Source organism: Roseobacter phycocola (genome assembly GCF_042055075.2).
GTDB lineage: Bacteria > Pseudomonadota > Alphaproteobacteria > Rhodobacterales > Rhodobacteraceae > Roseobacter.
Window position 1 is genome coordinate 807965 of sequence record NZ_CP194010.1, and the last position, 15121, is coordinate 823085.

The following is a 15121-nucleotide window of genomic DNA, read 5'->3' on the forward strand; positions in this document are numbered from 1 at the left end:
CCCGTATCAGCCGTCGCCGAGATTGGTTTCCAGCCAGTGCTCAAGCCAGTGGATGTTATACCCGCCTGACAGCACGGCCTCCTCCTCGAGCAGCGCGTGAAAGAGCGGCACCGTGGTGTCGACCCCATCCACAATCAGCTCACCCAGCGCACGTTTCAGACGCGCCAGCGCCTCCGGCCGGTCGCGCCCGTGCACGATCAGTTTGCCGATCAGGCTGTCGTAATAGGGCGGGATCGAATAGCCGTCATAAAGCGCTGAATCCATCCGCACCCCCAAACCTCCGGGGGCATGGTACTGTGTGATCCGGCCCGGACAGGGCGAGAAGTTCGGCAGCTTTTCTGCGTTGATCCGCACCTCGATCGCATGGCCGTTGATGTCGAGATCTTCCTGGACGAACGACATGTCCATACCAGCGGCGACGCGGATCTGTTCGCGCACCAGATCGACGCCAAAAATGGCCTCTGTGACCGGATGCTCCACCTGCAGCCGTGTGTTCATTTCAATGAAATAGAACTCGCCGTTCTCATACAGGAACTCGATGGTGCCGGCACCGATATAGTTGATACGGGCTACAGCATCCGCACAGGTCTTACCAATTGCCGCGCGTTCTTCGGGCGAAATTGCGGGTCCCGGGGCTTCTTCGAAAACCTTCTGGTGACGGCGCTGCAGCGAGCAGTCGCGTTCGCCCAGATGCACCGCGCGGCCTTTGCCATCGCCAAACACCTGAATTTCAATGTGTCGGGGCGTCGTCAGATACTTTTCGATGTAGACTTCGTCGTTGCCGAAGTTCGCCTTGCCTTCAGCGCGGGCTGTCAGAAAGGCTTTTTCCATCTCGGCTGCGTTCTGCGCCACTTTCATACCGCGTCCGCCGCCGCCGGCTGTGGCCTTGATGATGACCGGATACCCGATTTCCTCACCGATGCGCTTTGCGTCGTCAAGCGTCGCAACGCCACCGTCCGATCCGGGCACGCAGGGCACGCCCAGCTTTTTCATGGTATCCTTGGCGGTGATCTTGTCGCCCATGATGCGGATATGTTCGGCGGTGGGGCCGATAAAGGTCAGGTCGTGATCCTCGACCACCTGCACGAACTGCGCGTTCTCCGACAGAAAGCCATAGCCCGGGTGGATCGCCTCGGCGCCTGTGATCTCGCAGGCGGAGATGATGGCAGGGATCGACAGGTAGCTCTGGGTCCCGGCGGGCGGGCCGATACAGACAGATTCGTCGGCCATGCGCACATGCATGGCATCGCTGTCAGCGGTCGAATGCACAGCCACGGTGGCCACACCCATTTCGCGTGCAGCACGCACAACGCGCAGCGCAATCTCGCCACGGTTGGCAATCAGAATTTTGTTGAACATGGGCGCGTCCTCCTATTCGAGGATGACAAGTGGTGTGCCGAATTCAACAGCCGCGCCATCCTCGACCACGATACGTTTGATCGTGCCGGACCGGGGGGCGGGGATGTGGTTCATGGTTTTCATCGCCTCGACGATCAGCAGGGTATCGCCCTCGGCGACCTTTGCACCAACGCTGACGAAAGGTGCTGCTCCCGGCTCGGCCTGCATATAGACGGTGCCCACCATAGGTGAGGTAACCGCGCCCGGAAGATCCGCGGGATCGTCGGTGTCTGTTGCGGGTGCCGGTGCTGCCGGCGCGGCTGGTGCTGCAGCCGGGGCGGCAGGGGCTGGTGCCGCTGCAACGGTCTGGACGGCGACCTGCTGGTTGTGCCGGCTGACCCGGACGTTGAGGCTGTCATCGGCGCCATAGTCGCGTTTGACCTGCAGTTCCGTCAGATCATTTTCCCGCAGCAATTCCGCCAGGGCCTGAATAAAGGCCACATCAGCGTCATGGTTCTTTTTTGTCATGTAAGTCCTCAACCATTCGACGGGCCTTGTCTGTCCCGGCCCCTGTTCTGCCAGCCTGTTATAGGCCAAGGGTTACGTCATGGAAACCCGCCTCTTGCACCGCCCGGTCCCGGGCGTATCCTGCGCCCCGGGGGAGGGCAGACGATGAACCTGGCAATCTGGCTTGCAGAAACGGCCCGGCTGGATCCGGAGCGTCCTGCACTGTTCTTGGGACGGGACTGTGTTGCAACCTATGGGGCGTTTTACGCGCAGTCACTTGCGGTTGCGGGCTGGCTGCGGGCGCAGGGCGTGAACCCCGGCGACCGGGTCGCAATATTCATGCCAAATGCGCCGGAATACCTGGTGGCCTTCTATGGCGCCTGGTGCGCCGGGGCCGCAGTGGTGCCGATCAACGCCCGGCTGCATGGCAGAGAGGCGGCTTTTATCATTGCGGATGCCGGGGCAGACGTTGTTTTTGCCTCAGCAGAGCTTACGGAAACGCTTGAGGCCGCCGGGGCGACCGCCCGCGTCATAACTGTGCCGGGTGATGTCTGGCAGGAGGCGCTCACGCATACGCCGCTCACGGCAGTGACCGACCGTGCCCCTGGTGATCTGGCCTGGCTGTTTTACACCTCCGGAACCACTGGCCGGCCCAAGGGGGTCATGATCACCTTCCGTATGCTTCTGTCGATGAGCCTGTGTTACCCGCTCGACGCGGATCCGGTGCTGCCCGACGATGCGACGCTTTATGCGGCACCGATGAGTCATGGTGCTGGCATCTACAACATCATGCATGTGCGCGTGGGCGCTCGCCATGTCTGCCCGGTGTCCGCAGGCTTTGATCCGGCGGAAATCTTTGATCTCTGCGCGTTTTTTGGCAGCGTCCAGATGTTTGCCACGCCCACAATGGTGCAGCGTATGACCAGGGTGGCCCGCGAAACCGGGGCATCCGGCGCCGGATTGCGGACCGTGGTTTACGCCGGTGGGCCAATGTACAACGCGGACATCATTGATGCGGTCGACACCTTCGGCCCGGTATTTGTTCAGATATACGGCCAGGGTGAATGCCCCATGGGGATCACCGCCTTGTCCCGGCACGATGTATCTGACCGTCAGCACCCCGACTGGGAGGCCCGGCTGCAATCCGTTGGCCGCGCGCAATCGGGCGTTGAGGTTATGATCTGCGGTCCACATGGTGTCAGAGCCGGGCCGGGCGTTCCGGGTGAAATTATGGTGCGTGGGGATACCGTGATGCCCGGCTACTGGAATAACCCGGAGGCAACCGCAGGGGCGTTTCAGGATGGATGGCTGTTGACCGGCGACATCGGGTTCATGGATGCCGCAGGCTATATAACGATGCAGGACCGGTCCAAAGATATGATCATCACCGGCGGTTCAAACGTGTATCCCCGCGAGGTCGAAGAAGTTCTGCAGGGTCATCCCGATGTTGAGGAAGTGTCCGTGGTCGGGCGCCCGCATGCGGAGTGGGGCGAAGAGATCGTGGCGTTTGTTGTGGGCTCGGTCACGCGCGCGGCGCTTGATCAGCGCTGTCTGGAGCGTATTGCACGCTTCAAACGGCCAAAGGAATACGTTTTTGTCGAAGCGTTGCCCAAGAACAATTACGGCAAGGTTCTGAAAACGGACCTGAGAGCGATTCTGGCAGATGCTGCAACGCAGGTGCAGAGCGGAGACTGAAAACCGGATTTTTGTGTTGTACCGGCACTGTAAACGACATGGTTTTGTCGCTGACAGGCCTGCCTTTCAGATTTTTTGTATACATTTTGTATACAGATGGAGGGGTGAATGTCGCGGAATCAGAAAGAGCTCTGCCTGGAGGATCTGAAGCTGAGAATCCTTCGGATGGATCTGGAACCAGGTGCCCTGCTGGATGAGGCGTCGCTTGCATCGCACTATGGTCTGTCGCGCACGCCGCTGCGGGAAATTCTGCAGCGTCTCGCAGGTACGGGCTTCATTTCGACGCGCGAAAACCGGGGAGCAAAAGTGTCATCAATGGATGTCACGACAATGCGGATATTTTTCCAGACCGCCCCGATGGTCTATGCCAACATCAGCCGTCTTGCTGCGGAAAACAGGACGCCACGGCAGATCGCCGATTTGCAAAGTAGCCAGAATGATTTTGCAAAGAGTACGCAGGCCGGCGATGCACCGCAGGCCGCGCTGGCCAATCATCGCTTTCACGCAGTTATCGGGGAAATGGCCCATAACCCTTATCTGGTTGCCGCGCTCAACAGGTTGCTGATTGATCATACCCGTCTCAGCCAGACTTTCTACCGGCCGTCCGGGCCCGCAGAAGAAGATCTGGTCGTTCGGGCCTCGGAACAGCACGAAGCTTTGATCAGCGCGATTGAGGCTGGCGAAGGAGCGCTGGCCATCGATCTGACGCTGCAGCACTGGGACCTTTCGCGTGACCGGATCGAACGTTTTGTTCGGCCCGATCCGCTGCCGGTGGATGTAATCTCAATGAAGGAGCGCCGTGGTGCAGTTTGAGGGAATATATACGCCGGTCGTGACACCGTACTTTGATGATTATTCTATAAATAACAAAGAACTAAAAGCGATAATTAATTTATTAGTTGAGGCCGGGGTGCATGGCCTGATCGTCGCGGGAACAACCGGAGAATACTATGCGCAGTCCATGCAGGAACGCATAGAGCTGATCGGTACCTTCCGGGAAATGATCGGCGGGCGCGTGCCGCTGATCGTGGGCACCGGCGCCATGCGGACCGAAGACAGCGTCGTTTACGCGACCGCGGCCAAGGAACAGGGTGCCGATGCGGTGCTGGTCGCCACGCCGCCTTATGCGTATCCGAATGACCGCGAGATTGCACTGCACTGCCTGGCGGTTGACCGGGCCGCGAACCTGCCGGTGATGCTCTACAATTACCCCGGCCGGATGAGCGTGAACATGGGTCCAGAATGTCTGGACCGCCTTGGCCGCAGCCCGAATTTCTGCGCGATCAAGGAGAGTTCCGGCGATCCCGACCGGCTGCATATGCTGGCGCGCGACTATCCGCATATCGGGCTGAGCTGTGGAATGGATGATCAGGCGCTGGAGTTTTTTGCTTGGGGCGCGCGCAGCTGGGTGTGCGCGGGATCCAATTTCGCACCGGAAGCTCACATCGCGCTCTATCGCGCCTGCGCGGTTGAGGGTGACTTTACCAAAGGGCGGGCGATCATGTCGGCGATGATGCCGCTGATGCGCGTTCTGGAGCAGGGCGGCACATTCATTCAATGCATCAAACATGGTCTCAGCCTGCGGGGCATCGACGCAGGACCACCACGTAAACCGCTGCAACCGCTGAATAAAGACGAAAAGCGCGCGCTCGAGGAAGTGATCCGTACAATGAACACCGCGATTGCGGCCATAGAAGGAGGACAGGCATGACCGATCTGCTCACCCGTGCTGAATATTCTGCAATTGCGGCAGACATTGATTTGCCCTCTGCGCCTTACATTGACGGAAAGTTCCGCCCTGGTTCTGGGCCTGTGATGTCCACTGTCAATCCGGCGACCGGCGACGTGCTGACTGAGATTGTAACTGCGAACCAAGCGGATGTTGATCTTGCTGTGCAGAAGGCCCGTGAAGCTTTTGACCAGGGTCACTGGTCCCGCATGCATCCTGCAAATCGCAAAGATATTCTGATCAGACTTTGCAAACTTATCACGCGCCGTCGCCGCGAACTGGCCGTTATGGAGAGCATCGAATCCGGCAAGCCCATACGGGACTGCGAGCTGATCGACGTCCCCGAAGCCATCGCCTGCATCAAGTGGCATGCTGAGGCAGCGGACAAATTGTATGACCAGGCCGGACCATCGGGCGATGATGCGATTTCGTTGATCGTTCGGGAGCCGATCGGCGTTGTTGCAGCGATACTGCCCTGGAATTTCCCGCTGATGATGCTGGCATGGAAAATCGGACCTGCGCTTGCCGCTGGTTGTTCGGTCATCGTGAAACCGGCGGAGCAGACCAGCCTGACGGCGCTGCGCGTGGCAGAGCTGGCTCATATGGCTGGCGTCCCCCGCGGCGTGTTTCAGGTTCTGCCGGGCGATGGTCCATGCGTTGGGGAACCGCTGGGACGGCATATGGATGTCGATATGGTCAGCTTTACCGGGTCAACAGACACGGGACGGCGCTTCCTGCGGTATGCTGCGGACAGCAACATGAAGAAGGTTGTCCTCGAATGCGGCGGCAAGAACCCGGCAGTGGTTCTGTCAGATGCGGAAAACCTCGATCATGTGGCGGAACACCTGGTCAACGGCGCCTTCTGGAATGCGGGGCAGAACTGTTCCGCGACCTCCAGACTGATTGTGCACCGTGACGTGCACGCGCCACTGATGGAGCGTATCGGGGCGCGGGTGCGCGACTGGAAAACCGGCGATCCGCTGGATCCGGCAAATCATATCGGTGCGCTGGTCGATGCGGAACATTGTGCCAAAGTGCGCAGCTATCTGAAAGAAAAGGGGAAAGGCCCATATGTGGCGCCGGTCGTTCTGGAGGTGAAGCCGGACGACAGGGCCATGCGCGAAGAGATTTTCGGGCCCGTGCTGTCTGTCACAACGGTTGCGACGAACGAAGAGGCCATCGCGCTGGCAAACGATACGGAATACGGGCTGACGGCCAGCGTTTTCACCGCCAGCACCCGCCGTGCGCTGCGGGCCGCGCGGGATATCCGTGCCGGCACGGTGACGGTCAACTGCTACGGCGAAGGGGACATCACGACCCCGTTCGGCGGCTTCAAACAATCCGGGTTCGGTGGGCGCGACAACGGTCTGCACGCGCATGATCAGTACACCGAAGTGAAAACGATCTGGGTCGATCTGACCGATCCTGCGGATGGAGATAACATCGGATGAAGCGTATCGGGTTCATCGGCACCGGCCATATCGCGGCCCCCATGGCGCGTTTTCTGGCGAATAAGGGGTACCGCGTGACCGTTTCGGCGCGCAACGCGGAAACGGCAGCGGCACTTGCGGCATCTCACGGGGTCAGCATTGCGGACAATCAGGATGTTGTGGATGCGAGCGATGTGGTCTTTCTGTGCTTGCGCCCCACAGCGGCGGTCAGCGCAATTGCCCCGCTGGCGTTCCGGGCTGACCAGCAGATCGTCTCGGTGATGGCCGGGGTCACCCGCGATACGCTGCGCGAGCATTGCGCGCCGGCATCGGACATTTCTGTGACGATCCCGCTGGGGTTTCTGGAACAGGGCGGCTGCCCGCTGCCTGGTTTCCCCGACGGGCGTTTGTTGCGCGAATTGTTCGAGCCTGAGAACCCTGTGCATGATGTGGCAACGGAAACGGCGCTCAACATGCACTTTGCCGTTTGCGCTATGGTGCCGGGCATGCTGGATCTGTTGTCATCGGGCGCAGAATGGCTGGGTGATCAAACGGCAGACCGGCAGGCGGCGGAGGTTTACACGACCCAGCTGATGTCCGGGTATCTGGCCACGATGGCGCGGGGGCAGGGACAGCTTGCGGCCGAACGCGACGCGCTCGCAACCGAAGGCACCCTCAGCCTGCAGATGACGACAGCGCTGCGCGAGGGGCGTGCGCATGAGGCCCTGACCGGGGCGATGGATGCGATCGGAGCGCGTCTGGGAGGCAAATCATGAGTGTTGATGCTGTTGGCACTGTCCGCAGGGGGCGCGGCGCGCGCCGCAAACAGCGCGAAACCCGCGATGTCGCTATGCTGCCCGCGCTGAAGCGTCGTCTGCCGCTCACGGAGCCGATGACCGCAGAGCAGATCGCGCGGATCGATGCCGCGTCGATGGATATCCTGGAAAACACAGGCGTGGTCTTTCGCGATGACACAGCGCTCGAAGACTGGCGCCGGGCGGGTGCTGATGTGCGGGGAGAGCGCGTTCATCTGGACCGGGGTCTGGTGCGGGAGCTGATCGCGACCATACCAGAAACATTTATTTATCACGCACGCGATCCGCGTAAATCTCTGCCGTTTGGCGCGGACCATGCGATGTTTGTGCCGATGACAGGCGCGCCCTATCTGCGCGATCTCGAAGACGTGCGGCGCAATCCGACGCTGGAGGATCTGGCGAATTTTCACAGGCTCAGCCACATGCTGCCCGCGATGCATTCGTCAGCGCATCACATTGTCGAGCCCTATGATCATCCGATCAGCCAGCGGCATCTGCGCATCACCTATTCGTCCATGAAATATTCGGACAAGACGTTCATGGGCATGACCACCAGCCCGAAAAACGCAGAAGATGTCATGGACATGTGTGCGATCCTTTTCGGGGCGGATTTTCTGGAAACACACCCGGTGGTGACGGGCAACTGCAATGGAAATTCGCCGCTGGTCTGGGACGAGACAATGCTGGGGGCCATGCGCGCTTTTTGCCGGCGCAACCAGCCGGTGCTGTGCTCGCCCTTTGTGCTCGGGGGCGCAAATACGCCTGCCTCTGTTGCGCCGACGGTAGCGCAGCTCAATGCGGAAGCGCTGAGCGCACTGGCCTATACCCAGGTGATCCGGCGGGGCTGTCCGGCGATCTACGGGCATTATCTGTCCACCGTGTCGATGAAATCCGGGGCCCCTATGGCCGGGACGCCGGAAATCAGCCTGATGAACCTGATGATCGGGCAGATGGCGCGGTTTTACGGTGTGCCGTGGCGCTCCTCGACAACGCTCGGCGGGGCCAAGACTTTTGATGCACAGGCGGGCTACGAGAGCGCGTCGACGCTGATGGCGCTCCAGATGGCCGGGGCGAATTACATGTGGCATGCCGCCGGATGGAACGAGGCGGGTATGCATTGCTCAATGGCCAAGTTCGTCGTGGACGCCGAACAATGCGCGATGGCCTACCGTATGGCCGAAGGCATCCGGTGGGATGACTTTGACGAGGGCCTGGCCGCGGTCGCGGATATTGGTCCGGGCGGACATTATCTGGGACATCCGCACACGCTTGAGAACTTTCAGCGCGCCTTTTTCATGCCGGAACTCTTCGATAACAACTCGATTGAGCAATGGCAGGCAGAAGGTGCTGTCGAGGTCAATGAACGCAGTCTGCAGCGGTGCCGCGACATGCTGAACGAATACGAGGAACCAGAGCTCGACGCGGCAGTGGATGAGGCCCTGCGCGATTATATTGCGCGGCGCGAACGGGAAATCCCGGCCGCAGATGCCCTGAACCAGGACTACTGACCGTGGCCGGTTCCGTCACACGGCTGCCGCGCGATCCGGGGCCGGCGGGCTGGAATGCGCTGCTGCCGGAGGATGGGCCACCGGAACAGCTGAACGGTGCGCTGCGCGCCGACTGGCTGGTGATTGGTGCGGGCTTCGCCGGGCTCGCGGCGGCATACAGGCTCGCACAGCTGTGCGCTACAGACCGGATCGTCGTGCTTGAGGCCCGTCGTGTGGGCGAGGGGCCGGCGGGGCGGAATTCCGGGTTTATGATCGATCTGCCGCATGACTTGGCGTCTGACAACTACGGCGGCGCCCTTGCCGCTGATCTGGCGCAGACCGCTGACAACCGCCGCGGGATCGCACTGGCTGCAGAGATGGCGCAGGCCTTCGGGCTGAGCGAAGAGGCCTTTGCGCAGTGCGGTAAAATCAACGGGGCCGCCAGCCCGCGCGGTGATGCGCATAACACTGATTTCGCAAAACATCTGACAGCGATGGGCGAACCTTTTGAAACGCTGGACGCCGCTGCGATGCAGGAGCTGACTGGCACAGATTGTTATTCCAGCGGGCTTTTCACGCCGGGTGCTGCCATGATCCAGCCCGCGCTTTTTGTCCGGTCAGTGGCCCTGGGCCTTGTGTCAAATCGCGTACGTCTATTCGAAAACTCACCGGTGACGGAGCTGAGCCGTGCATCAGGTGACTGGCAGGCAACGACACCGGGTGGAAAGGTCACAGCGCCTCAGGTGATCCTCGCCGTAAACGGTCACCTTGAGAGCTTTGGCCATATGCGCGGGCGGCTGATGCATGTCTTCACCTATGCATCAATGACCCGGGCGCTGACATCTGACGAATGCGCCCGTCTGGGCGGCAGCCCGGTCTGGGCTCTGACACCTGCAGACCCGCTGGGTACGACGGTCCGGCGTATCTCCGGCACGGGCGGGGACCGGATCGTTGTCCGCAACCGTTTCACCTTTGACCCGGACATGGAGGTGCCGGATACCCGCATCGCCGGGGTCGCGCGCGATCATGACCGGGCCTTTGCAGCACGTTTTCCGATGCTTGGCGATGTCCGGATGGAGTACCGGTGGGGCGGCCGGCTCTGCCTGAGCCGGAACGGTGTTCAGGTGGTCGGAGAACTGGAGCCGGGCCTCTGGTCTGCCTGTTGTCAGAACGGGCTGGGAACCGCCAAGGGCACCCTTGCGGGTATGCTCGCCGCAGAGGCTGCCAATGGCGTTGGTTCGGATGCGCTGGACAGAATGCAGCAGGCGCCGGTTCCGAAGAAACTGCCACCTGGTCTGATCGCCCGGGCCGGGGCCACGACGCGCCTGCGGTGGGGCGAATGGCGGGCCGGCGCCGAGCTGTGATCCGTCAGTTTTCGGGCTGCAGAACCATGCAGGTTGAGCCATTGGCACCAGGGACAAGCACGTCCTCAATCTCGCCCTCGCCGGACATGCCTTTTCCGCTCCACAGCAGTTCCTGGCCCACGCCCTGCTGCCGGTCAGAGACGATCACTCTGGCCCACATGCATTCAGGCATTCCGCTGGAGCCGATCGGGAAACGTATCGGGGGCATGTCGTAGGTCACAAAGCCGTCACGCACACTGACGCGGTGGTTCCGTACGGCCCATTCGCCGGGGCCGGTGACCGGTGAGTCCTCCCAGTCGCCGTCGCGGTTGGCATCAACAAGGATGTTGAAAAACACCTCATGCTGGCCGATGCTGTTGATCTGTATGCGGAAATTCAGATCCGCGGGCAGTCTGCCGGGCGTAGACTGTGCGGCGACCAGCCAGTCCCAGGTCACGCCATCGTCGTAGTCGGTCGTGATGTTCGGGACATTGGTGCCGGGCGGCCTGCCGCGTGGGTTCACCGGGTCAGGGTCGTTGACATCGGTGTATCCGTCCTCGGCACTGACGAATTCGCCGATCCAGTAGCGGCACAGAACCTGCGCGCGCGCGCCATCGTTGCTGCGCCGTGTCGGGAATGCGCCTGTGTCAGCGCCTGGTGTGGTGTATCCGGTTGGCGTGCCATCCGGCGCATCGCCGAAATCTTCGCCATCAATTCCCACACAATTGCTTTGTGAGAACGGATCCTGGGTAATCAGGACGCACGCTGACAGCCCTGCAAAAAGAGATAAAAAAGTGAAAGAAATCAATCGGTACGAGGTTAACATGGCAGTGCTCCTCAATGATCAGATGATCCCTGAGTGTGCGCCTGATCCCCGTTCCGGTCAAATTGCAGCAAAAATCCCGGCCCGGAAACCGGACCGGGCTGTGCCCGTAGAGACGGAAATACCAACCTCAGATCGCGAGATATTCTTCGCGCAGTTCTTTGTTTTCGAGAACTTCAGCAGCGCTGCCGTCAAAGACGATGCCACCGGTGTCCATGATCACCGCGCGGTCGGCCAGTTGCAGGGCGCGCACAGCGTTCTGTTCGACGAGGATTGTCGTGATGCCCTGATCCTTGATGATGCGGAGCGTCTTTTCAATTTCGTCGACAATGACCGGCGCCAGACCCTCATAAGGCTCGTCCAGCAGAAGCACTTTGATGTCCCGGCACAACGCGCGGGCAATAGCGAGCATCTGCTGTTCGCCGCCCGACAGTGTGACACCTTCCTGGTTGCGCCGTTCACGCAGCCGCGGGAAGAGGTCATAAACGCGGTCCAGTGACCAGCCGACCGGCGGGGCGATCTGCGCCAGCTTGAGGTTCTCTTCGACCGTCAGACCCGCGATGATGCGCCGGTCCTCGGGCACCAGGCCGAGACCTGCCTGGCTGGCCTGGTAACTGCTCATCTTGTGCAGGGGCTGGTGGTCGAGCCAGATCTCGCCGTGGCGGACCTCCGGGTCGGCAAGGCGGGCGATGGCCCGCAGTGTCGAGGTTTTGCCGGCCCCGTTGCGCCCCAGCAGGGCCAGGATCTCGCCCTCGTGCACGTTAAAGCTGATGCCCTGCACGATATAGCTCTCGCCATAATAGGCATGCATGTCCCAGACCGACAGAAAGGCCGGAGCCGTTGCTGCGTGGTTGGCGTTTTTGGAGAAATCGGGTTTGACGTTCATCGTAGCTCTCCTTACGCCGCCGTCTGCGTTTCGCCGAGGTAGGCTTCGCGCACTTTCGGGTGGCCTTTGATGTTGTCGGGGGTGTCCTCGACCAGCGGTGTGCCCTGGGCCAGCACGGTGATGCGCTGAGCAAGGCTGAACACCACGTGCATGTCGTGTTCAATGATCGCGATGGTGATGTCGCGTTCGTCACTGATCTGTTTCAGCAGGTCGATCGTGTTGTTGGTGTCAGCACGCGCCATGCCCGCAGTGGGCTCATCCAGCAACAACAGGCGGGGTTCCTGGCTGAGGCACATGCCGATCTCCAGGCGCCGCTTGTCGCCGCGTGACATTGAGCTTGCGGTCATGTGGCGTTTGTCGGCCATGTTCATGTCCTCAAGCATGTGTTCCGCCCGCTGAATGATGTCCTTCTGACTGGTTACAGACGAAATCCCGTTCAGCTCAAACGCACCGTCGCGCTTTGCAAAGCAGGGGATCATCATGTTTTCCAGCACCGACAGGTCACCAAAAATTTCCGGTGTCTGGAACACCCGGCTGATGCCCATCTGATTGATCTCAAAGGGCTTGCGGCCCAGCACCGACTGGCCGTCAAAGCTGACGGAGCCGGTATCCGGGATGAGCTTGCCGACCAGACAGTTCAGCAGGGTGGACTTACCGGCCCCGTTCGGCCCGATAATCGCGTGAACCGAGTTTTCCTTGACCGAGAGGTTCACCTCGCTCAGTGCCTGCAGACCGCCAAAGCGTTTGCCGACGTTTTTGACTTCAAGAATACCCATGACGTCGTCTCCTTATTCTGCAGGTGTGGTTTTGCCGTCGGCGGTATCGTCCGCAGCTTTCTTGCTGCGGAAGAGACCGGCGATCTTCTGGCCGCCCTGGACAAGGCCACCGGGCAGGAAGATAACGACCATCATGAACATCAGACCCAGCGTGAGGTGCCAGCCTTTGCCGATGAACGGGTAGACGATGGTGATAAAGAAATCTTCCATCCCGTCGGGCATAAAGGCGAACCATTGTTCCAGGATCGACTTGTTGATCTTGGAGACGATGTTTTCCATGTACTTGATGAAGCCCGCGCCAAGGACCGGGCCAATGAGGGTGCCGGCACCGCCGAGGATGGTCATCAGAACGACCTCACCGGAAGCTGTCCAGAACATGCGTTCCGCACCCACCTGCGTGTCCATCGCCACCAGCAGACCGCCGGCAAGACCGGCGTACATGCCAGAAATCACAAAGGCCGCGAGTGTGTAGGGCTTGGAGTTCAGGCCGGTGTAGTTCAGCCGCTGCTGGTTCGATTTCACGGCCCGCAGCATCATGCCGAACGGCGACCGGAAGATGCGGATCGACAGATAGAAGGCCAGAAGCATCACCAGTGCCGCGATGTAGTAGCCGGCGTTGAAGGTAAAGACCCAGTTGCCGACGGCCAGTTCGTAGCTCGACCCCATTTCGAGACCGAAGAGATTGGCACGGGGCGTCTGCCCGGCTTCCAGCGCACCATCCAGAATACGCGGATCATCCACCTTGGGCTGCAGACCGGTTTCACCACCTGTGATCGGGGTCAGCACCGAGTAGGCCAGTGAATAAGACATCTGCGCGAATGCAAGTGTCAGGATCGAGAAGTAGATGCCTGAGCGGCGCAGCGATATCCAGCCCACCAGCAGTGAGAAGAGACCGGCGACCACAACAGAGATCGCAATCGCAGGGATCACATTCATGGTCAGCAGTTTCATCATCCAGATCGCGGCATAGGAACCGACACCCAGGAAGGCTGCGTGCCCGAAGCTGAGATAACCGGTCAGGCCGAAGAGGATGTTGAACCCGATGGCAAAGATCCCGAAGATCACCAGACGCTGCATCAGGTCCGGATAGCCCGCGTTGAACTGTGCCATGGCGGAGCCCTCGGGGAAGGGGTTCAGGATGAAGGGGGCGAAGATCGTCAGGATGGCGACGATGATCAGCAGCGTTGTGTCGCGTTTTGTCAGTCCGAACATGTCTTATTCCTCCATCACGCCCTTGCGGCCCATGAGACCACGCGGACGGGTAAGCAAAATGATGATGGCGACCAGATAGATAATGATCTGGTTGATACCGGGAAGAACTTCGAGAACCGCGCCCATGGAGGCGAAGCTTTCGAGAACACCCAGCAGGAAGCCGGCGAGAACCGCGCCCGAGAGCGAGCCCATGCCGCCGACCACGACGACCACAAAGCTCAGCACAAGGAAGTCCATGCCCATGTGATAGTTCGGAGAGTTGATCGGTGCGTACATCACGCCCGCCAGGCCCGCCACAGCGGCGGCAATGCCGAACATGATGGTAAAGCGTTTGTCGATGTTGATGCCCAGCAGGCCGACGGTTTCGCGGTCTGCCATACCGGCGCGCACGACCATCCCGAAGGTGGTGAACTGCAGGAAGGCAAAGACGGCACCGATGATGATGGCCGAGAAGGCAAAGTAGACGAGACGCCAGTAGGGATAGATGATCGTGTTGGGATCAAAGCCCAGCATAGCGCCGAAATCGAACGAGCCGGTGAAGGCTGCCGGTGCGGGGGTGGGGATCGGGTTTGCACCGTAGAAATACTTGATGATCTCCTGCAGGACGATGGCAAGGCCGAAGGTCACTAGGATCTGGTCCGCGTGGGGGCGCTTGTAGAAGTGCTTGATCAGGCCGCGTTCCATTGCGAAGCCGATACCGACCATCACAGGGATCGAGAAGAGGATCGACAGCGGTACCGCCCAGTCGATGATCACATCGCCCGTGGCCTGTCCGAAGATGTCATAGAGGTAAGGGACCTCGACCTTGAGCGGGTTGCCCAGGAAGTCCGTTTTTGTGTCGTCGATGACCGTGTGGCTCAGCGTCAGGATGCGGCTCAGCGTAACAGCGCAGAAGGCGCCGATCATGAAGAGCGCCCCGTGGGCGAAGTTGACAACCCCGAGGGTGCCGAAAATCAGTGTCAGGCCGAGAGCGATCAGCGCATAGGCTGATCCTTTGTCGAGGCCGTTCAGAACTTGCAGGATGATTGCGTCCATGGTCCCACCTTCAGGATGCGTGATCAGGCACTGTTGCGCCCGGGT

Annotated in this window: 14 protein-coding genes; 7 read left to right on the top strand and 7 right to left on the bottom strand. The window is 60.4% G+C overall.

Annotated elements, in window-relative coordinates; genetic code table 11:
- Positions 1-6: 6 nt before the first annotated feature.
- Together accC and accB are read right to left on the bottom strand one after the other, a co-directional pair.
- Positions 7-1359 (bottom strand): acetyl-CoA carboxylase biotin carboxylase subunit, encoded by a 1353-nt coding sequence (gene accC, locus AB4K19_RS03970; protein ID WP_436399116.1) that lies wholly within the window; start codon positions 1357-1359, stop codon positions 7-9.
- A 12-nt stretch (positions 1360-1371) separates the two neighbouring features.
- Positions 1372-1866, bottom strand: a complete 495-nt coding sequence (gene accB, locus AB4K19_RS03975) for an acetyl-CoA carboxylase biotin carboxyl carrier protein (protein WP_375230632.1) — start codon at positions 1864-1866, stop codon at positions 1372-1374.
- Positions 1867-2010: 144 nt separating this feature from the next.
- Here accB and AB4K19_RS03980 point away from each other — a divergent pair, with 144 nt between their 5' ends.
- From AB4K19_RS03980 to AB4K19_RS04010, 7 genes are all read left to right on the top strand, one after another.
- Positions 2011-3540 carry a class I adenylate-forming enzyme family protein gene (locus AB4K19_RS03980; RefSeq protein WP_436399118.1) on the top strand — a complete coding sequence of 510 codons (1530 nt, stop codon included), beginning with the start codon at positions 2011-2013 and terminating at the stop codon, positions 3538-3540.
- Between the two features lie 108 nt (positions 3541-3648).
- Entirely contained in the window at positions 3649-4353 is a 705-nt protein-coding gene (locus AB4K19_RS03985) for a GntR family transcriptional regulator (protein WP_375230633.1), read from the top strand.
- Entirely contained in the window at positions 4343-5251 is a 909-nt protein-coding gene (locus AB4K19_RS03990; RefSeq protein WP_375230634.1) for a dihydrodipicolinate synthase family protein, read from the top strand. Before AB4K19_RS03985 ends, AB4K19_RS03990 begins: the two co-directional genes overlap by 11 nt.
- Positions 5248-6720: an aldehyde dehydrogenase gene (locus AB4K19_RS03995; RefSeq protein WP_436399120.1), complete on the top strand. Its 1473-nt coding sequence runs from the start codon at positions 5248-5250 to the stop codon at positions 6718-6720. The genes AB4K19_RS03990 and AB4K19_RS03995 overlap by 4 nt, the downstream gene beginning before the upstream one ends.
- Positions 6717-7475: an NAD(P)-binding domain-containing protein gene (locus tag AB4K19_RS04000; RefSeq protein WP_375230635.1), complete on the top strand. Its 759-nt coding sequence runs from the start codon at positions 6717-6719 to the stop codon at positions 7473-7475. Before AB4K19_RS03995 ends, AB4K19_RS04000 begins: the two co-directional genes overlap by 4 nt.
- Positions 7472-9022 carry a trimethylamine methyltransferase family protein gene (locus AB4K19_RS04005; protein ID WP_375230636.1) on the top strand — a complete coding sequence of 517 codons (1551 nt, stop codon included), beginning with the start codon at positions 7472-7474 and terminating at the stop codon, positions 9020-9022. The genes AB4K19_RS04000 and AB4K19_RS04005 overlap by 4 nt, the downstream gene beginning before the upstream one ends.
- Positions 9023-9024: 2 nt before the next feature.
- Positions 9025-10365, top strand: a complete 1341-nt coding sequence (locus tag AB4K19_RS04010) for an NAD(P)/FAD-dependent oxidoreductase (protein WP_375230637.1) — start codon at positions 9025-9027, stop codon at positions 10363-10365.
- A gap of 4 nt (positions 10366-10369) precedes the next feature.
- Here AB4K19_RS04010 and AB4K19_RS04015 read toward each other — a convergent pair whose 3' ends face one another.
- The 5 genes from AB4K19_RS04015 to AB4K19_RS04035 all read right to left on the bottom strand — a co-directional run bounded on the left by AB4K19_RS04015 (position 10370) and on the right by AB4K19_RS04035 (position 15076).
- Positions 10370-11065, bottom strand: a complete 696-nt coding sequence (locus AB4K19_RS04015; protein WP_375230638.1) for a hypothetical protein — start codon at positions 11063-11065, stop codon at positions 10370-10372.
- Positions 11066-11297: 232 nt separating this feature from the next.
- A complete protein-coding gene (locus tag AB4K19_RS04020) occupies positions 11298-12053 on the bottom strand; it encodes an ABC transporter ATP-binding protein (RefSeq protein ID WP_298836852.1) in 756 nt (251 codons plus the stop codon).
- An 11-nt stretch (positions 12054-12064) separates the two neighbouring features.
- The gene (locus AB4K19_RS04025; protein WP_436399121.1) at positions 12065-12829 is read right to left on the bottom strand and encodes an ABC transporter ATP-binding protein; all 765 of its coding nucleotides are present in this window, start codon (positions 12827-12829) and stop codon (positions 12065-12067) included.
- Between the two features lie 12 nt (positions 12830-12841).
- On the bottom strand, positions 12842-14041 hold the full coding sequence (locus AB4K19_RS04030; RefSeq protein WP_375230639.1) for a branched-chain amino acid ABC transporter permease: 1200 nt from the start codon (positions 14039-14041) through the stop codon (positions 12842-12844).
- Positions 14042-14044: 3 nt separating this feature from the next.
- A complete protein-coding gene (locus AB4K19_RS04035) occupies positions 14045-15076 on the bottom strand; it encodes a branched-chain amino acid ABC transporter permease (RefSeq protein ID WP_436399122.1) in 1032 nt (343 codons plus the stop codon).
- Positions 15077-15121: the final 45 nt, after the last annotated feature.

What these genes read in the sequence shown, in the direction of transcription:
- AB4K19_RS03985 (WP_375230633.1), top strand. Translation starts at nt 3,649, where the DNA reads ATGTCGCGGAATCAGAAAGAGCTCTGCCTGGAGGATCTGAAGCTGAGA.
- AB4K19_RS04030 (WP_375230639.1), bottom strand. Translation starts at nt 14,041, where the DNA reads ATGTTCGGACTGACAAAACGCGACACAACGCTGCTGATCATCGTCGCC.
- AB4K19_RS04035 (WP_436399122.1), bottom strand. Translation starts at nt 15,076, where the DNA reads ATGGACGCAATCATCCTGCAAGTTCTGAACGGCCTCGACAAAGGATCA.
- AB4K19_RS04005 (WP_375230636.1), top strand. Translation starts at nt 7,472, where the DNA reads ATGAGTGTTGATGCTGTTGGCACTGTCCGCAGGGGGCGCGGCGCGCGC.
- accC (WP_436399116.1), bottom strand. Translation starts at nt 1,359, where the DNA reads ATGTTCAACAAAATTCTGATTGCCAACCGTGGCGAGATTGCGCTGCGC.
- AB4K19_RS03980 (WP_436399118.1), top strand. Translation starts at nt 2,011, where the DNA reads ATGAACCTGGCAATCTGGCTTGCAGAAACGGCCCGGCTGGATCCGGAG.
- AB4K19_RS04025 (WP_436399121.1), bottom strand. Translation starts at nt 12,829, where the DNA reads ATGGGTATTCTTGAAGTCAAAAACGTCGGCAAACGCTTTGGCGGTCTG.
- AB4K19_RS04020 (WP_298836852.1), bottom strand. Translation starts at nt 12,053, where the DNA reads ATGAACGTCAAACCCGATTTCTCCAAAAACGCCAACCACGCAGCAACG.
- AB4K19_RS03995 (WP_436399120.1), top strand. Translation starts at nt 5,248, where the DNA reads ATGACCGATCTGCTCACCCGTGCTGAATATTCTGCAATTGCGGCAGAC.
- AB4K19_RS04000 (WP_375230635.1), top strand. Translation starts at nt 6,717, where the DNA reads ATGAAGCGTATCGGGTTCATCGGCACCGGCCATATCGCGGCCCCCATG.
- accB (WP_375230632.1), bottom strand. Translation starts at nt 1,866, where the DNA reads ATGACAAAAAAGAACCATGACGCTGATGTGGCCTTTATTCAGGCCCTG.